The following is a 19,623-nucleotide window of genomic DNA, read 5'->3' on the forward strand; positions in this document are numbered from 1 at the left end:
TTTTTTGGTTTTAAAAATATCCTAAAAACTTTTAATTAACAGAAAAAATCTATTGAAAAAATAAAAAAAATATTCAATTATTGCTATAACTTGTATCTTTACATCCTCAAACGAAAACGTTTTCCAAACGTTAATAACTTAATAATCATGACAGAAAGCATTCACTCTTTTGTTGAAGCAGTGGCAAAGAGAAATCCTAATGAGCCTGAATTCATGCAGGCTGTAAAAGAAGTTGCAGAAACCGTAATTCCTTTTATCGAAGAAAATAAAAAATACCAAAACAAGATGCTTTTGGAGAGAATGGTGGAAGCAGAACGTGTGATCATGTTCAGGGTAGCTTGGGTTGATGACGCTGGAAACACGCAGGTGAACAGGGGTTATAGAATCCAAATGAATTCCGCAATCGGACCTTATAAAGGTGGCATTCGTTTCCATCCGTCTGTAAACCTGAGCATCTTGAAATTCCTTGCTTTTGAGCAGACTTTCAAAAACAGCTTGACTACGTTGCCCATGGGTGGCGGAAAAGGGGGTGCTGATTTTGATCCAAAAGGGAAATCTGACAATGAGATCATGAAATTCTGTCAAGCTTTCATGACTGAACTATCAAAACACATTGGTGATAACACTGACATTCCAGCCGGAGATATCGGTGTTGGAGGTCGTGAAGTGGGCTACATGTTTGGTCAATACAAAAGACTAAGAAACGAATTTACAGGCGTTTTAACAGGAAAAGGAATTTCTTTCGGAGGTTCGCTAATCCGTCCTGAAGCGACTGGTTATGGCGATGTCTATTTTGCACAAAGCATGTTAGAAACAAAAGGGGAAAGCTTTGCTGGAAAAACAGTTGTCGTTTCTGGTTCTGGAAATGTGGCACAATATGCGGCAGAAAAAGCCACCCAATTGGGCGGAAAAGTTGTTACTTTTTCGGATTCAACTGGCTACATTTATGACGAAGCAGGTATTGATGCTGAAAAACTGGCTTACATTATGGAAATAAAAAATGTAAACTACGGAAGAATCAGCGATTATTTGACTAAATATCCAAATGCTAAATATGTGGCCGGAAAACGCCCTTGGGAAGTGACATGTGACGTGGCTTTGCCTTGCGCAACCCAAAACGAGTTGGACGAAGATGACGCCCAGACTTTACTTAAAAACGGTTGCATTTGCGTTGCCGAAGGCGCAAATATGCCTTCAACTCCAGAAGCAGTTACTGTTTTCTTAGAGGCAAAAATCTTGTTTGCTCCAGGAAAAGCTTCCAATGCGGGTGGCGTTGCAACTTCTGGTCTTGAAATGTCTCAAAACTCTTTGCGATTGAGCTGGGGTTCTGAAGAAGTTGACGAAAGGCTAAAAAGAATCATGCTTGACATCCACGCTTCTTGCGTAGAATATGGCTCTGACGGAACTGGTTATGTTGACTATGTAAAAGGAGCAAATATTGCAGGTTTCGTGAAAGTGGCTGATGCGATGTTAGCACAAGGAATCGTATAATTTTCAATTTATATAAAATTAAAATGCTCTCCAATAGAGGGCATTTTTTTTTTGAATAAAATCCAGAAATCATGATTTCAAAAAGGGTATTTATATGAAAAAAGAAATAATTTCGTTTGTATTATATTTGCACTCTATTTAAACCCCACAATGAGAAAATATTTCTTCTTTTTACTTTTGATTTCACAAATGGCTTTTGCCCAAAACAATCAGTTGTGGAAAGGTTATTTTTCTTACAACGAAGTGAATGACTTGACGGAATCACCAACAAGAATCATTGCTTCAACCCAAAAAGCATTGTTTTCAAAAAACTTGAACATCAATGAATTAAAGACTACAACCACAATCGATGGGCTTTCTGGTCAAGATATTACGTCTATTTATTACAGCACAAACTTCAATAAAACGTACATTGGCCACGCCAACGGATTGATGTTAATTGTAAACGGAAGCGACGGTGCTATAAAAATCGTTCCCGGAATCAGAGATCAAAATGGAATCACGCCTACCAAGAAGAAAATCAATCATTTTCTGGAATATGAAAACAAATTGTACATTTCCACCGATTTTGGATTGGTTCAATTCAATTTAGAAACCCAACTTTTTGGCGACACTTATCTGCTTGGCAATGCCGGTCAAGAATTAATCGTATATCAATCGGCAGTTTTAAACAATTCAATTTATGCAGCAACAGATTTAGGAGGAATACGAAGTGCTGATTTGATGAATCCAAATTTAAATGACTTTGCGCAATGGTCTACATTTGACCCAGGAAGCTGGAAAGGAATAGTGAATCACAACAATCAATTAGTTGTTTTAAATTCAAGTAATTCTGTTTCAAGACACAATGGTTCGGGATTTTCACTAGTTTTAAATCTTCCGCAAACAGGTCTTGACATCAGAACTTTTCAAAACACACTTTCAATAACAACCAACAATCACGTTTATACTTTTGACCAAAATTTAATACAAACCTCACATATTATCAGCACTAATATTCCTGATATGGTTGTAAATTTTAATTGCGCAACGGTTATTGGAAATGCAATTTTTATTGGAACTAAAGAAAATGGAGTAATTACAGCGTCTTTATCAAATCCATCTACATTTGAGGTTTTAAAGCCTGACGGTCCTTCAAGAAATAATATTTTTTCTCTTAAATCCACGCCAACCAATAAACTATGGGCTGTTTATGGTAGCTATAACATTTTTTATGTTCCTGATTACAGCAATTTTGGCATCAGTAAGCTTTCAGATACCGGATGGTTAAATATTCCTTATGAAGAAACCCTTGAATCACAATCACTTACTCGAATTGCCCTAAATCCAAATGACGAAAAAAATGTCTTTTTTGGATCGAATCACACGGGGATTTTAGAATTTCAGGATGATATAGCCATTGCAAAATATGATCACACCACGCCAAATGGTCCTGAATCTGTTTTTCTAACTGAGGCTCCAAGTTTTAAATCAGTCCGAAACAATGGACTTGCATTTGACAGAACCGGAAATCTGTGGTTTACAAATTCTTTAGTTGACAACGCCATGAAAGTTCGCAAGGCAGATGGTTCGTGGCAATCTTTTTCAATTGCTGAATCTGTCCAAACCACAGATCAAAATTACGCCAACCTTGTCATTGACAAAAATAGCACAAAGTGGTTCGCTTCTGAAAATGGATTAATGGGCTTTAATGAAAATACAACTCCAAAATTTAAAAAAGCTTCCTCAAGCGACGACGCAGGAAATCCGTTTTTGAACAATGTAAGGACCGTTGCCATTGACAACAATAATCGCCTTTGGATCGGTACTTTAGGCGGACTTCGTATTTTACCCGGCGTGGATCGTTTTTTAGGCGAAGATGACTTAGAAACCAATTCTATCATTATTATGGAAGACGGCTTGCCTCAAGAGCTTTTATACGAACAAACCATTCTTGACATTGCGGTTGATGGCGCCAACAACAAATGGATTGCAACCGGAAGCTCTGGTGCTTTTTTACTTTCCTCAAACGGTCAACAAACGCTTTATCATTTTACCAGAGAAAACTCGCCGTTGCCAAGTAATTCAATTAATGACATTGAAATAAATTCCAATACTGGCGAAGTATTTTTTGCCACAGACGCAGGATTGGTTTCTTTTAAAGGAACTTCAACGGGTGCTTCTGGCGATTTATCAAACGTATATGTCTATCCAAATCCGGTTCGTCCAGAATTTACCGGAACCGTTAAAATTGCGGGATTAATTGATGATGCTAATGTGAAAATTACTGATATCGAAGGGAATTTGGTTTATGAAACCACGTCTGAAGGCGGAACTATCGAATGGGACACCAAAGCTTTTGGAAAATACCGCGTAGCTTCGGGTGTTTATATGATTTTCATCGCTTCCAAAGACGGATTGGAAACCAAAGTTAAAAAAGTAATGATCATAAGGTAATGCAAGTCAAAACCAAAGCTATCGTCATTTCTTCGTTGAAATACCAAGAGAAAAGCCTTATCGTCAAGTGCTTCACTGAAACAGACGGCTTGAAATCTTATTTCGTCCACAACGCTTTTTCAGGTAAAAACAACAAGCAGAAAATAGCCTATTTTCAACCTTTGAATATATTAGAAATTGAAGCAGTCCACAAAAACAAAGGAACGCTCGAAAATTTCAAGGAAGTAAAACTTTCAACGGCTTACCAAACCATCAATACTGACATTTTTAAAAGCACAATTGTCATTTTTTTATCTGAAGTTTTACATCATAGCATTCACGAAGAAGAAAAAAACGAAGACCTTTTTCATTTTTTAGAAACCGCTTTTTTGTGGCTTGATAATCACGAGACCATTTCTAATTTTCATTTGATCTTGCTGATTGAAACCACCAAGTTTTTAGGATTTTATCCTGACAGTTCTGACAATGATTTGAAATTCTTTGAAATGACCGAGGGAATTTTCACGCCTTTTCAATCGCTTTCTTGTCTTTCGGAACATGAAACCAATTTGTTCAAAAAATTACTTTCGTTAAAATTTGACAGTGACCAAAAAGTTTTTGCCGGAATAGAAAGATCGATTTTATTGAAAATTATTTTAGATTATTATGCTTTCCACTTAGATGGATTTCGAAGACCAAAATCATTGGAAGTTTTAAAAGAAGTTTTTTCTTAATCTTTTTTTTATCTCCTATCAAATTATTTCTGCATTGCCAATTTAAATCCTACTTTTCCATCTCCTGACTGCAGATTCATTATATAATCTCCTCTCTTTAATTTGCACGTTTTTTTATCCAAATAACATTTTCCTTTTACTGTGTTTTTTGCTATTTCGCCTCCAATACCTCCGAATTCAGAGACAATTGAAATACCAATTTCGGTTTCCGTAATATTAACAACTTTATAAGTATACAACATTTTTCCTTTCGTTAAAGAGTTTACTTTTTCTTTTTTCCATTCTGAACCAATTCGAACAGGCTCATCTGGAAACGGAATATAAATATTTGTAATATCAATAATTTCTTTTGACGGAAGATTTGTTTCCTTACTTTTAAAACCTTCTACCACATTTCCTTTATCATCAATTGAAATCAAAAAAGATTTGTTAAGTACGTCTTGTAAACCAGCATGAACTGATTTTTCACTTTCAGTCATGTCTTTTAAATTTCTTTTAGAATCATAACTTTCATTTTTTCCAGAACTGTCTGAATGAGAACTGATTCGCACCACTTTTACGTCAATCACATTTTTAGCCCTTTTTACCTCGTCCATTGTAAAAGTCATTTCTGTAATGTGTTGACTTTCCAACACACCAGTTATAACTGTTGCAGCAAAAACACGGTCCACTTCACCTGGCACGAACTTTAATCTCAAAGTCAACTCTTCGCCGCTTTCTCCACAACCAAAAACAACTAGAGCCAATACAAAAAAAGACAGCTTCAAAAAAGTACTTTTCATTCTTTTAAAATTAATTATTTTGCTAAAAATACATATTTTCCACAATAAATGAATTTCCTTTGTAGTACTTTTTAACTTTACGAAAATGAAAAACAAAATATACTACTTAGCTTCTTGCGATACGTGCCGAAAAATCATCAAATCGCTTCCAAATATGGACAAATTAGAGTTTCACGACATTCGTCAAAACCCAATTACGCCTGAACAATTAGAAGAAATGCACCAGCTTGCTGGAAGCTACGAAGCGCTTTTCAGCAAAAAAGCACAACTTTACAAATCACTTGGCTTGAAAGACAAAAACTTGCAGGAAGAAGATTTCAAGAAATACCTTTTAGAACATTACACTTTTTTAAGCCGTCCGGTTTTTATCATCGATGAAAAAATTTACATCGGTAACAGCCAACAAAATATTCATGCGGTTTCATTAGTTTTGAAATAGTAAATTAAGTGTTCCGTTTTCAGTAGGCAGAAAATCGTTGGTTTCAGCCACAAAATATCTGAAATCTTTTCCCGAAGCTTTAGGTCTGTAATCTTAAACCCAACTCGATACTTTTTACTACATTTGTAGCTATTATAAATTTGAATATGATACAATCAATGACTGGTTTCGGCAAAGCATCTTTGCAATTGCCAACCAAAAAAATTACGGTTGAAATAAAATCCCTAAACAGCAAAGGACTGGATTTAAACGTAAGAACGCCTTATGTTTATCGTGAAATGGAACTGGGATTAAGAAATCAAATTGCTCAAAAATTAGAAAGAGGAAAAGTTGACTTTTCTTTATTCATAGAAATTACTGGCGAAGAAACTACGTCAAAAATAAACGTGCCGATCGTGAGAGGTTACATCAACCAGCTTAAAAAAGTGGTGGACGGCGATGAAACTGAATTGTTGAAAATGGCAGTAAGAATGCCAGATGCAATGAAAACCGAACGCGAAGAAATCGATGAAAACGAATGGAAAGTCATCCAAGGTGTCATTGAAGAAGGGTTGAAAAATATCCAAAGTTTTAGAGTTTCAGAAGGCGCTTCTTTAGAAAGAGAGTTTCTTTTGAGAATCGCAAACATCTTGTCTTTGATGAATGATACCGTGGCTTTAGACAGCGAAAGAATTGAAACGGTAAAAACACGTTTAAAAACAGCTATCGAAGAATTGAACGTGAATGTTGACGAAAATCGTTTTGAACAAGAATTGATTTTCTATCTTGAAAAATACGACATCACCGAAGAAAAAGTACGTTTAGAAAACCACCTGAACTATTTCATCGAAACCCTTGCCGGAACAGAAGCTAACGGAAGAAAGTTAGGTTTTATCACGCAAGAAATCGGGCGTGAAATCAACACCATGGGATCGAAATCAAACCACGCACAGATGCAAAAATTGGTCGTTCAGATGAAAGACGAATTGGAAAAAATAAAAGAGCAAGTTTTAAACGTTCTTTAAAAAATTTAGGCCGTAAAAACCGTAAGCAAAACACCAAAAACCCACTTAGCAGAAGCGTAAAGCCAATTGCTTAAAGCAAAACATAATGAATAACGGAAAATTAATAGTATTTTCAGCACCATCTGGTTCCGGAAAAACTACCATCGTAAGGTATCTTTTAGAACAGAAAGAATTGCATTTAGACTTTTCAATTTCAGCTACTTCACGCGAAAAACGCGGGGAAGAAATTGACGGAAAAGATTATTATTTCTTGACGATGGAAGAGTTCCAAAAGAAAATCGACGAAAATGCTTTTGTGGAATATGAAGAAGTATACAAAGACAATTTTTACGGAACCCTAAAAAGCGAACTCGAAAGAATTTGGGCTTTAGGAAAACACGTAATTTTTGACATTGACGTCATCGGAGGCTTAAAAATCAAGGAACAATTTCCAAAAGAAACTTTGGCGATTTTCGTGAGTCCGCCGTCTGTGGAAGAATTAGAAAGAAGATTGCGTTACCGCCAGACTGAAACTGATGAAAAAATTGCAATGCGTTTGGCCAAAGCCGAAATTGAAATTGCAAAATCGCCTAAATTTGACGTGGTTTTAAAAAACTACGACTTGGAAATTGCCAAAAATGACGCGTACAAATTGGTTCACGGATACCTGAAAATGATTTAAAAAAGTTTAAAGTTTAAAGTTTAACATTTCGAGAGAAACCTTAAGCCTTAAGCCTCAAACCTTAAACCTTTAGTGAATGAAAATAGGCTTATATTTCGGAACTTTTAATCCCATTCACGTTGGGCATTTGATTATCGCCAACCATATCGCGGAGTTTTCAGATTTAGACCAAATTTGGATGATCGTTACGCCACACAATCCGTTGAAGAAAAAAAGCACCTTGTTGGAAGACCACCATCGCCTTCAGATGGTTTTTTTAGCGACGGAAGACTATCCAAAATTAAAACCTTCTGACATTGAATTCAAATTACCACAGCCGAATTATACGGTAAATACGCTGGCTTATTTGCAAGAAAAACACCGAGATTATGACTTTTCATTAATTATGGGCGAAGACAACCTAAATTCATTTCATAAGTGGAAAAACTACGAAGTGATTCTTCAAAACCACGAAATTTATGTGTATCCAAGAATTTCGTCAGAAGTTATCAGCCCTGAGTTTGAAAATCACCCGAAGATTCATATCATAGATGCGCCAATCGTGGAAATTTCTTCTACAAAAATCCGCGAAAGCATTAAGTTAGGCAAAAATGTTAAGCCGTTACTTCCTGAAAAAGTTTGGGATTACATTGACCACAACTTATTCTACAAGAAGTAACTATGATTTTTGAAACTCGAATTTTTATTCCTTTTGAAAGAAAAACTTCGGATTTGGTATTATCTGAAAAAATCACTTATTCTTCATTTGGATTGATTTTTTTATGTTTCATTATATTATTTATTTTCCATAAATTTTCTAGCCCAGAACTAATCAATTTTCTATCTACAACAATTATTACTCTAGTATTCATCGCAATTTTTCTACGAGGTTTTTTGCGAATGTTTGAATATGAAAACTTAAACGGAACTTTTGACGGTCACTTTCAACTTGACTCAGAAAATATAAAAATGAACAACCGAATTTTCGAGCTTTCAACAATTAGCGCTCTCAAGATTGAAATTTTAAATTATAAGGGACAGCGGACAAATAACACAAAATCAGGCCCCTCTTTCTATCAAGGAATTTCAAACCGGATATCATTTGAATCTGAAAATGAACCTATTAAAATTCAATTTCTTCTTCTATCACAAGAACATATTGATGATTTCTATGAAATTATAGTTTCCATAATTGCAAAAGAAAAAATCAATTACACCAGAAATTTAATCAATTTGATTCCCGAAAAACATAGAAAATCGCAAGAATTCAGAAACTTCATCTTAAAATTAATCATGGAAAAAAAACTTGAATGCACTGAAGGACTTTTGATTCACGGCTATTCTTCTGACGAAGAAGCTAGGCAACTTCGAGCAAAATATTGTTATTAGTAAATTGAAATAGTACTTTTACTCAAAATAAACTACCTCCCAAAAATGAGTCACTTACTGAGACAGCAAATCGAAAAAATTACACCGCTTTCTGATGGTGAGTTTGACTACATCCTGTCTCATTTTAAGCCGAAAAAATTCAAGAAGCATCAGTTTTTAATTCAAGAAGGCAACGAAGTTCCAAATGATTTTTTTGTGCTTGAAGGTTGCGTAAAAGCCTATCATGTCAGCAATGACGGCAAAGAACACATTCTGCAATTTGGACTTCAAGATTGGTGGATTTGTGATTTTAATGCCTATTTCAACCAAGCTAAAGCGACTTTAAACGTAGATTGCATTGAAGACACCGAAGTGCTTTGCCTCTCTTTATACCATCGTGAAAAATTATGTTCTGAAATGCACAAAATTGAGCACTTCTTCCGCAGGAAATCAAACGCCGGCTATGTCGCCTTACAGCAGAGAATTTTGTCGATGCTGAACAATAATCCGCAGGAACGCTACCTGCAATTATTAGAACTGAATCCGATTTTATTCCAGAAAGTACCTAAAAAATTAATTGCTTCCTACCTTGGCGTTTCGCGTGAAACCTTGAGCCGATTTGGTTCATGACAAAAAAGTGATTTTCGTCACATCAAAATAGTGACTTTCCTCCTCGCCTGGAAACTTCTTCTTGCCGAACTTTGTACCCTTAATTTCAAACTCATAATTTATGAAAAAGATACTCACTTCAAGCGTGATGGCCATCACTTTATTCGCCGTCGCTTTACATTCCGATTTTGCAAATGCACAAACTAAAAAAGCTAAAAAAATGGAAAAGAAAATCTTATTTGTAGTTTCTAGCCACGATAAAAAAGGAAACACGGGCGAATCTACCGGCTACTATCTAGGCGAAGTTTCACATGCCTGGGAAGTTTTGAAAAATGACTATACAATTGATTTTGTGAGCCCAAAAGGGGGCACACCGCCGGTTGATGGTTTTGATTTGAGCGACCCCGTGAACAAAGAATTTTGGGAAGACGCAGTTTACCACAATAAAATCAGCAACTCAATGAAGCCTTCTGAAGTAAATCCTTCTGAATATGTGGCGATTTATTATGCGGGCGGTCACGGTGCCATGTGGGATTTTGCAGATAATGAAGCGATTGCAAAAATTGCCACAAAAATCTATGAAAACAACGGTATTGTCGGTGCAGTCTGCCACGGTCCGGCTGGTTTGGTAAACATCAAATTAAGCAATGGAAACTATTTGGTGGATGGAAAAAAAATAAATGCTTTTACCAATGAAGAAGAAGTTGCCGTGAAATTAGAAAAAGTGGTTCCGTTTGCATTAGAAACAAAATTAATTGAACGCGGTGCCAATTTCGAAAAATCGGGTTTGTGGCAACCGCACGTTACGGTTGACCAAAGAGTCATTACAGGTCAAAATCCGCAGTCGGCAAAAGGTGTTGGCGAAGCGATTTTAAAAGAACTGAAATCTTTAGAGAAGTAATTTTCTTAACACATTTTTACAATCGTTCCCATCATCATTGCTTAATTTTACTTAAAATATAAATACAATGCTAAACTTTGAATTATACAATCCTACCAATTTAGTTTTTGGTAAAGGACAAATCGCAAAAATCTCAGAATTAATCCCAAAAGACGCCAAAGTTTTAATCACTTTTGGTGGCGGAAGCATCTTTAAAAATGGCGTTTACGACCAAGTTCGGGAATCTTTGCACGGCTATGATGTTACTGAATTTGGCGGTATCGAGCCAAACCCACGTTATGAAACATTGATGAAAGCCGTGGAAATTATCCGCGAAAAGAAATTAGATTTCATCTTGGCCGTTGGTGGCGGTTCGGTAATTGACGGGACTAAATTTATCTCAGCTGCCGTGAAATTTGATGGAAATCCGATGGAGATTCTTCACAAGCGACTTTTGATTAAAGATTTAAGCCAAGTGGTTCCTTTTGCCACCGTCTTGACTTTGCCTGCAACGGCAAGCGAAATGAATTCTGGCGCGGTAATCACGATTAATGAAACGCAAGAAAAACTATCTTTTGGAGGTTCGGCCCTTTTTCCGAAGTTTTCTATTTGTGATCCGCAAGTGGTTTCTTCTTTGCCGAAAAGACAAATCCAGAACGGAATTGTGGATGCTTTCACGCACGTTTTTGAGCAATATTTGACTTTTCCTCACGATGCGTTGTTGCAAGACCGTTTTTCGGAAGGAATTTTACAGACTTTGATTGAAATTGGCCCTAAAGTTGTCGAAAATCCTACAGACTACAAATTGGCTTCCAATTATATGTGGAGCTGTACGATGGCGTTGAACGGATTGATTCAAAAAGGCGTTCCGAGTGATTGGGCAACGCATATGATTGGCCACGAATTGACGGCATTATTTGAAATTGACCATGCGCGAACTTTGGCGATTATCGGTCCGAATTTATACCGTGTGATGTTTGAAACGAAGAAAGAAAAACTAGCACAGTATGGCAAACGCGTTTGGAATATTGCTGACGGAAGCGTTGAAGAAATGGCGAATCAAGCCATTGAAAAAACAGTAGCGTTTTTCCACACAATGGGAATGCAAACCAAACTTTCTGAATATACGCCTGATTTTGAAAAGACAGCCGATTTTGTGGTGAATCGTTTTCAAGAAAGAGGTTGGAAAGCATTGGGCGAAAAACAAAATATCACTCCTGAAAAAGTGAAAGAAATTGTGGAAATGAGTTACTAAGCTTTTTTGGCTAGCGATATCCCTAAGACGATAATTTTTAAGTTAAAGGCCAGAAAGTTAAAACGAAGCCAGAAGTTTTTAAAATAGCCCTGATGGTGGCAACTATCCTTTTTGGCCGGGGTTCGGCGAAAAAGATTGTGCCGACCAGCAGGAAAAGGATTTAAAAAAACAGACCGCTATTTTGCTCTAAAAATTAATAAAAATCAAAAGGCACTCCTGAATAAATTTCAAGAGTGCCTTTTTCAAAACACCAAAAACAAATTTTAACTAACTCGATAATCTCTAATAATTATCGAAATAAACGTATGCGTTATGTAACCAACTCATTTTAAAAAACGCAAATATTGCGATTGCATTGTGTTGAAAATCATAATTTTAAGTTAAAAATAAAACTAAAGATGTGGATAGCAGTAAGTTTATATAAAAAAAGAAAATACAACGTCTTTTTAACTTTCTTTTACGTGTATTTTGAGTATTTTTGGCCGAACAAAGAACAAGACCATAATGAGTGACCATCCAAAATTTGCTGTAATTGGTGGCGGAAGCTGGGCAACTGCCATCGCAAAGATGCTTTGCGTGAACCTTACAGAAATTGCCTGGTATATGAGAAATGAAAGTGCAATTGCTCATATTCAGGAACATAAACACAATCCGAATTACTTAAGTTCGGTAGAATTTGATACCAAAAAACTAAAACTGACAAGCGATATCAACGAAGCTGTTGCTTATGCAGATTATATTATTTTTGCCATCCCGTCTGCTTTTTTGAATGCGGAATTGAAAAATCTTACTGAAAGCCTTGACGGAAAAATTATTTTTTCAGCCATTAAAGGAATTGTTCCAGAAACAAGCTTGATTGTGGGCGAACATTTTCACGAACAATATACGATTCCGTATGACAACATTGGCGTTATTACCGGTCCATGCCACGCAGAAGAAGTGGCATTGGAACGTCTTTCATATCTGACGATTGCTTGCGGCGACGCCGACAAGGCGCTGGTTGTTGCAAAACATTTAAGTGGAAATTACATCAAGGCAAAAATTTCTGACGACATCATTGGAACAGAATATGCAGCGATGCTGAAAAACATTTATGCAATTGCAGCCGGAATGGCGCACGGACTTGGATATGGAGATAATTTCCAAGCTTTGCTGATGAGCAATGCCATTCGCGAGATGAAAAAATTCATCAGAAAAGTGCACAAAATGAAACGAAACATCAATGATTCTGCTTATTTGGGGGATTTATTGGTAACTGGATATTCCATCTTTTCAAGAAACAGAATGTTCGGAAACATGATCGGAAAGGGCTATACCGTAAAATCTGCCATGATGGAAATGAGCATGGTTGCCGAAGGATATTATGCCACAAACAGCGCCTTTAAATTAAACGAGAATCTGGGAGCCAAAACCCCAATCATCAATGCCGTTTACAGTATTCTATACGAAGGGAAAGAACCGAAAAAAGTATTTAAAAAATTGACCGAAAAACTTAACTAATCACAAATAATGCAAAATCTTCCTGCTGATCATTTGATCAATCATCCTGGTATCTTAACAGGGTTTACCATAGTAATCATTGTCATGTTACTTCTTGATTTGGGTGTATTCAATAAAAACAGCCATGTGGTTTCAAATAAAGAAGCCGCGATTTGGTCTGTGGTTTGGATTTCATTGGCAATGGGATTCAGCGGCGTGATTTATTATTTGATGGGCATCGAGCAGTTTACGCAGTTTCAATCGGCTTATTGGATTGAAAAAGCACTCTCTGTTGATAATCTATTCGTATTCATTTTGGTCTTTGGATTTTTTAATGTCCCTAAACACCTGCACCACAAAGTCTTATTTTGGGGAATTATTGGTGCCTTGGTATTTAGAGCCATCTTCATTTTCACCGGAGTGGAATTGATCAACATGACCTATTTGCCAGAAATGGAAGTTTTCGGTCAATTGGTGCGCATCAATGCTATCTTATCTGTCTTCGGATTTTTCTTGGTCTATGCGGGTATAAAATCTTGGTTTGCAAAAGAGGACGATGACGAAGAAAAAGACTTCTCTAAAAGCCCTGGTGCAAGAATTGTGCACAAGTTTTTCAAAGTAAGCGACAATTATGACGGTGACAAATTCTTTACGGTAAAAAACGGCGTAAAAATGGCAACGCCTTTATTGGTGGTAGTAGCAGTAATTGAATTTACAGATTTAATCTTTGCTGTGGATTCCATTCCAGCGATTTTTGCAATTGCACCAGACGATCCGTTTATACTTTATACTTCCAATATCTTCGCCATTTTAGGACTAAGAGCATTGTATTTCTTGCTTGCAAATTTCATGTATATGTTTAGCAGATTGAAATACGGCTTGGCAATTATCTTATCTTTCATTGGTGTAAAAATGCTTATCAGTCCATTTTTCCACATCTCGTCGCCAATTTCATTGATGGTCGTCGGAGGCGTATTAATTTTATCGGTAATCGCTTCATTGGCATTTCCTGTCAAAGGAAAAAACTAAAAAATTATGAGCGAAAGATGGAAATATCAGCTTAAAGTCGGGTTGCCTTGGGGCCTTTTTATGACTATTATTATGACTTTCTTTGGCACAACTGACAAACCTTTTATGGAACAAGCTCAATCTGGATTTTTCTATTTTCAGATGGCTTGTTTTTTAATTGTAGGTGTTTTTATCTTGGGATACTCCAGTTGGAAATCTAAAACTAGAAGGGAAAGAAGGAAATAATTTAAAAAATATTACGAGATTTTAATCAAATTGGACCTTCTCTCTAATTTGATTAAAATTTAAAATATGTAGGAGTCACTACAAGAGCTTATCGTACAATAATCCCGTCCTGGAAAATAATGGGCACTTCTTCCATATTTTCAGCATTAATCGAATTAGCCTTGAAGATGTAATTCTTGTCATAAAGCGTGTTTCCAATGAAAAACGTGACCATGAATTCATTGTTCAAACTCAGGACATCGTCTTGAATCAATTCAATTTTCACGGTTGAAACCGCAGGAACTTCCACAAAAGCGTGGCGAAGCAAAGACGTTTTCTTCATCTCGCCATCAATCACTCTAGATGCTTTTGAAACCACCATCACTCCATCTAACTGAAAATCGCTGTCGTTTACCAAATGGGCATACCATGTTTTCTGCATAAAATCATCGTTCCATTCTTGGATTGCGGCGATGAAAATATTTTCTACTTCGGGGATGATGATGTCTTTTTTCATTGTAAAATTCTTACTATAAAAAGTCGAAAGCCTTATGATGTAAGACCTCCGACTTTTGACTATAGGATAACTATTAAATGCTTGATTTAAATTGCTCTAAGAAACGGATGTCATTTTCATAAAACATTCTGATGTCGCCAATTTGATGCAACAGCATCGCGATTCTTTCCACACCCATTCCAAAGGCAAAACCTGTGAATTCATCTGGATTGATCCCGCAATTTTTCAAAACATTTGGGTCAACCATTCCGCAACCGCCAATTTCCAACCAGCCAGTTCCTTTGGTGATTCTGTAATCTGTTTCTGTTTTTAATCCCCAGTAGATGTCGATTTCCGCGCTTGGTTCCGTGAACGGAAAGTAAGACGGACGAAGGCGGATTTTCGACTTCCCGAACATTTCTTTGGTAAAATATAAAAGCGTCTGCTTTAAGTCGGCAAACGAAACATCTTTGTCAATATACAAACCTTCCACTTGGTGGAAAATACAGTGAGAACGCGATGAAACAGCTTCATTTCTGAAAACTCTTCCAGGCGAAATCGTTCTGATCGGCGGTTTATTTTCTTCCATATAACGCACTTGAACCGATGATGTGTGCGTTCTTAAAAGCACATCTGGATTGGTTTGGATGAAAAAAGTATCCTGCATATCTCTTGCCGGATGGTATTCTGGAAGATTCAATGCGGTAAAATTATGCCAATCGTCCTCAATTTCCGGACCTTCAGAAACATTAAATCCAATGTTTGAGAAAATATCGATAATTTGGTTTTTTACTATAGAAATTGGATGGCGGGAACCGATTTTCATAGGTTCTGACGGACGCGTCAAATCGCCGTAGATTCCCACAGCTTCTTCTTTGCTTTCCAATGAATCCTGAATTGATTTCACTTTTTCTTCCGCCGTATTTTTCAATTCATTGATCACTTGACCGAATTCTTTTTTCGATTCATTCGGAACGTTTTTGAATTCAGCAAAAAACTCTTTCAAAAGCCCCTTGCTTCCTAAAAATTTGATTCTGAACGCTTCAAGTTCTTCTTTTGATTGCGTTTGAAAAGCATTTGCTTCGCCAATATATTCTTTAATCTTATCTATCATCGTCTTTTGTAAAGGTGCAAATTTAAGGAATTTGTTTAAAGTTTAAGGTGTAAAGCCAATGCATTTTTCGGATTTTGTGAAACAACTTTAAACATCAAACCATAAACGTTTTAATCAATAATCTCTTTTTCTAAAAAATAATTCACAATCGCTTCTTTCATCAAAACCGACTGTTCGCCCGCTTTCAAAGCAGGCAATTCTTCTTTCACTTTGTAATGTGGCCAGCCTTCGCTATCAAAATAGTCAAATTCATAGAAACCATAAGGTTCTAAAAGTCGGCATATGGCGATGTGCATCAAATTTACTTTTTCGTCTTTCTTAAATTTTTGGTGCAATTTTCCTAATTCTTGGATTCCGATTAAGTAAATAATAGAGTCTAAATCAAGATCTTCGCCTTGCGAAAATTGATCTGAAAGTAGGTTCACGAGCTTTTCCCAGCGCTCTTTTAATTGTATATCTCTTGACATTTTAGTTATAAGTTATGAGTTAATGAATTATGAGCCTGGCTTTCCGATTTCAAATTCAATAACAAAATTTAGTTCGCAAAGATACACTCTTGAATTTTGTTTTTCTACGAAAGACTGTATCTTCGTTGCTTATTATTTTTTAGATGGGAATTTTAGATATTATTTTAGGAATATTCTTGGCTTACGGATTAATTCGAGGTATTTGGAACGGCTTTTTTGTAGAATTTGCGTCACTGATTTCACTAATGCTCGGAATTTATATTGCTATAAAATTCTCTTTTATTACCGCCGAATTTCTTTCTGACATATTCTCTTGGAATCCCAAAACAATTGCCATTTGGGCTTTTATCCTGACCTTTATCGCTGTGGTTTTAGGCGTTTCATTGTTGGCTAAATTCTTCACGACCGTTGCCAACTTTGCAAGTTTGGGCATTTTCAATAAAATTGCCGGAGGTGTTTTTGGTGTATTAAAAATGTGCCTGATTTTAAGTTTTGCGTTGGCTCTGTTCCAAAAAATAAATTTCAACAATACTTTTGCAGAAAAAGAAACTTTAGACAATTCGTTGTTTTACCATCCGATTTTGAAGATTTCAGAATTTGTTTTTCCTGTTTTTGAGGAGTGGTTTGCGGAATTGAAGAAATAAAGCTTTCGATACATATTATTTGATGGCTTCCTTCGTGTGGCAATGACGCTACTTGATCTCTTTCAAAGCCTCTTTATTCACCCACCCGATCCTTTCATCAGCCAATTGGATTTTTCTCCAATCCTTTTTAGCTTCAATCACTTGAACTTTTGTGCCTTCGTGTAAAATAAAAGCTTCGTTAGAAGTTTCTTTCGGTTCACTTTTCACTTCGATTCTTTCGGCGAAAATAATTGCAGGTTTATCATTATCAAAACGTGATTTCTCTGAAATTGCACAAGAAACGCTGATAATCAATCCGATTAAAATCAAAAACATTCCCACGAAAAAAATTCTTTTCAAAAGTGTTTTTGAAGAAAAATAGTACGCTATAAAAAACAGCAAGAAAACAATTGAAAACCCAACAGTTATCTTGGCCCATTCGTCATAAGAATGCATTGAAGTAAAATTTTCAATGGTTCTTCCAAAACCGATTTTTTCGACTGCTTTTATTTCGTCGATGGTCATGTTTTGGGCAAACTTCAAGTTGTTCTTTGCCTCTTCATAACCCGGATTTAGTTGCAACGCTTTTTCATAATTGTAAATCGAAGGCGCCACTTGGTTCAATTTATAATACGAATTCCCTAAATTAAAATAGACCTCAGCCGAATGATTTTGAGTTCTTAAAATCGATTCATATTCTTTAATCGCTTCTGAAAATTTGTCGTTTTTATACAATTCATTTCCTTTATCAAAAGCACTTTGCGCCCAGAAAACCTGAGTGAAAAGTAAAAATATATAGAGTATGTTTTTCATTACTTTAAATTTAAAACCGGTTAGGACAATTGTTTTTCTAATTCAGAAATCACGTTCACGGCTCGGTCAAAATCTTGCTGTATTGCCACGCTCGAATACGGCGCATATCTTGCCAATTCACAGTTTTCGGTCAAATTGATAAAATCGGTTACTGTTTCTGGTCTTGCATTCTTTTCGAGCAAGATTTCGGTAATAATTTCTTTGCTCATTTCTGAAGTTTCGATGTGTAATTTCGCTTTCAAGAAATTGTGCAAAGCTCGTTCCAATGCAATATAAAACGGTTCTTTATTGTTGATTTGTTTTTTGGCTTCTGATAAATATTTTTTTGCCAAACGGCTTGATCTTTTGCGTTTGTTTCCAACGATATCGCTATCAATCGCTTCTTTTCTTTTTCTTGCCAAAACAATTATCGGAATCAAAACAAAAGGCAAAATCGTTAAAGCGTAATATAAATTCGAGCCAAAGAAATCTTGTTTTGTCGTGGATTTCAAAATGGTTTTTAAAGCGATATTTTCAAATTTGGCGTTCTTTTTAGCCACTTGTTTTCCAAAACTCGTACTGTCTGTTGAAGCCAATGCTTCCGTTGATGTCGGGCCGTCGATCACCTTAATAATAATATCTTCAGAAGTGACTGATTTGTATGTTTTGGTAGCCAAATCAAAATACGAAAAAGTCAATCCCTTTATTGTGTAATTTCCTTGAAACTGCGGAACAATCGTGTATTTATCCGAAATTTTACCTTGCATTCCAGAAATTGGCGTCGTCACTTTTTCGGTATGGACCGGATCGTACATTTCCAAAGCGCTTGGTACCACCGGTTTTGGCAACGTGAATAATTTCAGGTTTCCATTTCCGGTCACGCTCACTTCTAAATCAATGGTTTCTCCGTGCTTGATTTCTGTTTTCGAGGGTTTTACGGCAAAATTAAACTTACCAACGCCTCCGCCAAAATCTTCTGGTTTTCCAGCTTCCGGCAATGGTTTTACGTTTATGGTTTTTGCTCCTGCAGAAATGGTTTTATTGACCGTTGTATATTGGTATCTTCCCCACATATCACGGCGGTTTGTTGGTGCGTCCACGACCAAATCTAAAGCCAAGGGTTCTAATACCAATTTGCCCGATTTTTGCGGATACAAAACGGTTTTTCTCCAAACGACCATGCCCACTTCTTTACCTTGGTAAGTACTTCTGACAGCCGTTAGATTCTTCATATCAATGGCTTGGCTCCAGAAAGAATTGTATTTTGGACTGGAAGATTCCCTGGCATTTCTGATATTGACTGTCGGTGCAAAATATAGTTTATAAACCACCGTAATCTGCTCGTTGAAATAAGGATTCGAATTAGAAACCTCAGCCACCAAATGAATTCCGGCATCAGGAACATAGTTTGGACTGCTTGGGTCCTGCGATTCGTCTACCGCATCTGTAACTGTGATTGTGATTGGATTTGTTTTATAAATCTGCCCTTTAATTTCAATGGAAGCTGGCTTAATTATTACTTTTCCTTTTTGCGTTGGAAGTAAAATATAAATGTACGATTTGTTAAATGTAGCGCGCCCGTTGATCCACGTTTGGCTGACCTGCTGGCTCGGACCACCGACAACGCGGAATCCTTCAAAAGACGGTGGCGAAAAATTATCGCCGTCGTCGTTCATCACGAAGTCGATTCGAAGGCGTTCGTTCAAGCCAAGCGTCTGTTTGCTGACTTTTGCCTCAAACTGAACTTGAGCCGAAAGCCCATGAACACAGATTAAAAATAATGCTATAAAAAAATTCTTCAT

The 19,623-nt window shown here is 36.5% G+C and carries 21 protein-coding genes; 15 read left to right on the plus strand and 6 right to left on the minus strand.

Annotation, left to right across the window (positions count from 1 at the left end):
* The first annotated feature begins 147 nt into the window (after window positions 1-147).
* The 3 genes from gdhA to recO all read left to right on the plus strand — a co-directional run bounded on the left by gdhA (window position 148) and on the right by recO (window position 4,640).
* The gene (gene gdhA / locus EG849_RS12205) at window positions 148-1,491 is read left to right on the plus strand and encodes an NADP-specific glutamate dehydrogenase (RefSeq protein ID WP_125013364.1); all 1,344 of its coding nucleotides are present in this window, start codon (window positions 148-150) and stop codon (window positions 1,489-1,491) included.
* A 150-nt stretch (window positions 1,492-1,641) separates the two neighbouring features.
* Window positions 1,642-3,927, plus strand: a complete 2,286-nt coding sequence (gene porZ, locus EG849_RS12210) for a type IX secretion system anionic LPS delivery protein PorZ (protein WP_125013365.1) — start codon at window positions 1,642-1,644, stop codon at window positions 3,925-3,927.
* On the plus strand, window positions 3,927-4,640 hold the full coding sequence (gene recO / locus EG849_RS12215; protein WP_125013366.1) for a DNA repair protein RecO: 714 nt from the start codon (window positions 3,927-3,929) through the stop codon (window positions 4,638-4,640). The genes porZ and recO overlap by 1 nt, the downstream gene beginning before the upstream one ends.
* 23 nt (window positions 4,641-4,663) lie before the next feature.
* Here the strand turns inward: recO and EG849_RS12220 are convergent, their stop codons facing one another.
* Complete coding sequence (locus EG849_RS12220) at window positions 4,664-5,422, minus strand: hypothetical protein (protein ID WP_125013367.1); 759 nt, start codon at window positions 5,420-5,422, stop codon at window positions 4,664-4,666.
* Between the two features lie 85 nt (window positions 5,423-5,507).
* On the opposite strand from EG849_RS12220, the gene EG849_RS12225 reads away from it, so the two are divergent.
* The 11 genes from EG849_RS12225 (at window position 5,508) to EG849_RS12275 (ending at window position 14,350) form a co-directional block, all read left to right on the plus strand.
* A complete protein-coding gene (locus tag EG849_RS12225) occupies window positions 5,508-5,861 on the plus strand; it encodes an arsenate reductase family protein (RefSeq protein WP_125013368.1) in 354 nt (117 codons plus the stop codon).
* A gap of 146 nt (window positions 5,862-6,007) precedes the next feature.
* On the plus strand, window positions 6,008-6,865 hold the full coding sequence (locus EG849_RS12230) for a YicC/YloC family endoribonuclease (RefSeq protein ID WP_125013369.1): 858 nt from the start codon (window positions 6,008-6,010) through the stop codon (window positions 6,863-6,865).
* Between the two features lie 85 nt (window positions 6,866-6,950).
* Entirely contained in the window at window positions 6,951-7,526 is a 576-nt protein-coding gene (gene gmk, locus EG849_RS12235; protein ID WP_125013370.1) for a guanylate kinase, read from the plus strand.
* 76 nt (window positions 7,527-7,602) lie between these two features.
* Window positions 7,603-8,184, plus strand: coding sequence for a nicotinate (nicotinamide) nucleotide adenylyltransferase (gene nadD / locus EG849_RS12240; RefSeq protein ID WP_125013371.1), 582 nt, complete (start codon window positions 7,603-7,605; stop codon window positions 8,182-8,184).
* A gap of 290 nt (window positions 8,185-8,474) precedes the next feature.
* The gene (locus EG849_RS12245; protein WP_199732296.1) at window positions 8,475-8,894 is read left to right on the plus strand and encodes a hypothetical protein; all 420 of its coding nucleotides are present in this window, start codon (window positions 8,475-8,477) and stop codon (window positions 8,892-8,894) included.
* Between the two features lie 45 nt (window positions 8,895-8,939).
* The gene (locus tag EG849_RS12250; RefSeq protein WP_125013373.1) at window positions 8,940-9,503 is read left to right on the plus strand and encodes a Crp/Fnr family transcriptional regulator; all 564 of its coding nucleotides are present in this window, start codon (window positions 8,940-8,942) and stop codon (window positions 9,501-9,503) included.
* A 100-nt stretch (window positions 9,504-9,603) separates the two neighbouring features.
* The gene (locus EG849_RS12255) at window positions 9,604-10,383 is read left to right on the plus strand and encodes a type 1 glutamine amidotransferase domain-containing protein (protein WP_233581798.1); all 780 of its coding nucleotides are present in this window, start codon (window positions 9,604-9,606) and stop codon (window positions 10,381-10,383) included.
* A gap of 67 nt (window positions 10,384-10,450) precedes the next feature.
* Window positions 10,451-11,617, plus strand: a complete 1,167-nt coding sequence (locus EG849_RS12260) for an iron-containing alcohol dehydrogenase (RefSeq protein ID WP_125013374.1) — start codon at window positions 10,451-10,453, stop codon at window positions 11,615-11,617.
* A 504-nt stretch (window positions 11,618-12,121) separates the two neighbouring features.
* Window positions 12,122-13,117, plus strand: a complete 996-nt coding sequence (locus EG849_RS12265; RefSeq protein ID WP_125013375.1) for an NAD(P)H-dependent glycerol-3-phosphate dehydrogenase — start codon at window positions 12,122-12,124, stop codon at window positions 13,115-13,117.
* A gap of 9 nt (window positions 13,118-13,126) precedes the next feature.
* The gene (locus EG849_RS12270) at window positions 13,127-14,125 is read left to right on the plus strand and encodes a TerC family protein (protein WP_125013376.1); all 999 of its coding nucleotides are present in this window, start codon (window positions 13,127-13,129) and stop codon (window positions 14,123-14,125) included.
* A 6-nt stretch (window positions 14,126-14,131) separates the two neighbouring features.
* Entirely contained in the window at window positions 14,132-14,350 is a 219-nt protein-coding gene (locus EG849_RS12275; protein WP_125013377.1) for a hypothetical protein, read from the plus strand.
* Window positions 14,351-14,438: 88 nt separating this feature from the next.
* Here the strand turns inward: EG849_RS12275 and EG849_RS12280 are convergent, their stop codons facing one another.
* The 3 genes from EG849_RS12280 to EG849_RS12290 all read right to left on the minus strand — a co-directional run bounded on the left by EG849_RS12280 (window position 14,439) and on the right by EG849_RS12290 (window position 16,406).
* On the minus strand, window positions 14,439-14,846 hold the full coding sequence (locus tag EG849_RS12280; protein WP_125013378.1) for a hypothetical protein: 408 nt from the start codon (window positions 14,844-14,846) through the stop codon (window positions 14,439-14,441).
* Window positions 14,847-14,919: 73 nt separating this feature from the next.
* Window positions 14,920-15,939 carry a phenylalanine--tRNA ligase subunit alpha gene (gene pheS, locus EG849_RS12285; RefSeq protein ID WP_125013379.1) on the minus strand — a complete coding sequence of 340 codons (1,020 nt, stop codon included), beginning with the start codon at window positions 15,937-15,939 and terminating at the stop codon, window positions 14,920-14,922.
* 110 nt (window positions 15,940-16,049) lie between these two features.
* Window positions 16,050-16,406 (minus strand): hypothetical protein, encoded by a 357-nt coding sequence (locus EG849_RS12290; protein ID WP_125013380.1) that lies wholly within the window; start codon window positions 16,404-16,406, stop codon window positions 16,050-16,052.
* A 143-nt stretch (window positions 16,407-16,549) separates the two neighbouring features.
* Here EG849_RS12290 and EG849_RS12295 point away from each other — a divergent pair, with 143 nt between their 5' ends.
* Window positions 16,550-17,050 (plus strand): CvpA family protein, encoded by a 501-nt coding sequence (locus tag EG849_RS12295; RefSeq protein WP_125013381.1) that lies wholly within the window; start codon window positions 16,550-16,552, stop codon window positions 17,048-17,050.
* Between the two features lie 48 nt (window positions 17,051-17,098).
* Here EG849_RS12295 and EG849_RS12300 read toward each other — a convergent pair whose 3' ends face one another.
* Window positions 17,099-17,842, minus strand: a complete 744-nt coding sequence (locus tag EG849_RS12300; RefSeq protein ID WP_125013382.1) for a tetratricopeptide repeat protein — start codon at window positions 17,840-17,842, stop codon at window positions 17,099-17,101.
* A 20-nt stretch (window positions 17,843-17,862) separates the two neighbouring features.
* On the minus strand, window positions 17,863-19,623 hold the full coding sequence (locus EG849_RS12305) for a BatD family protein (protein ID WP_125013383.1): 1,761 nt from the start codon (window positions 19,621-19,623) through the stop codon (window positions 17,863-17,865).

The sequence above is a fragment of the Flavobacterium macacae genome (assembly GCF_003865365.1).
In the GTDB taxonomy this organism is placed as follows: domain Bacteria; phylum Bacteroidota; class Bacteroidia; order Flavobacteriales; family Flavobacteriaceae; genus Flavobacterium; species Flavobacterium macacae.